Origin of the sequence: Candidatus Cardinium sp. cByotN1, from assembly GCF_022810525.1 — a bacterium.
GTDB lineage: Bacteria > Bacteroidota > Bacteroidia > Cytophagales > Amoebophilaceae > Cardinium.
In genome coordinates this window covers 1-363 of the sequence record NZ_JAACGG010000123.1, presented here as the reverse complement: position 1 = coordinate 363, position 363 = coordinate 1, and the positions used below count along the sequence as shown (strand labels likewise).

The window sequence follows — 363 nt, the reverse complement described above, 5'->3', positions numbered from 1 at the left end:
TATGTACGAAGAGACTGTTACTGAACTTATGAAGTTAAAGATGCGTACTATAAAGGTTGCAGCAATGTTACAATTATGTTTATCCAACGAACGTGAGAATCAATTCCAAGATGACTTTTCCAAGACATTCGACAAATCGTCTGACCAATTAATCGAGCAGTTAGAAACTGCTAAAGACGATGTAGCTAAGAGTCAAAAAATACGTGAATCCTTCGAAGAAACAATAAAAAAATCTGTAAAAGAATCAATGTATAAACAAGGATATACAGAGCAAAGGTATCAGGACCTGATAGATCAGGCTTTGAAGCCACTCTTAAAAAGTCAGCAAAAATCAAACGCTGGGTAAAAAGCTGTAAAACACAA

General features: G+C 35.0%; 1 protein-coding gene. It reads left to right on the top strand.

What is annotated here, in order from left to right:
* On the top strand, positions 1-346 hold a 346-nt coding region (locus MUW73_RS03735; protein WP_243575269.1), incomplete at its 5' end, for a hypothetical protein.
* Between the last annotated feature and the right edge of the window lie 17 nt (positions 347-363).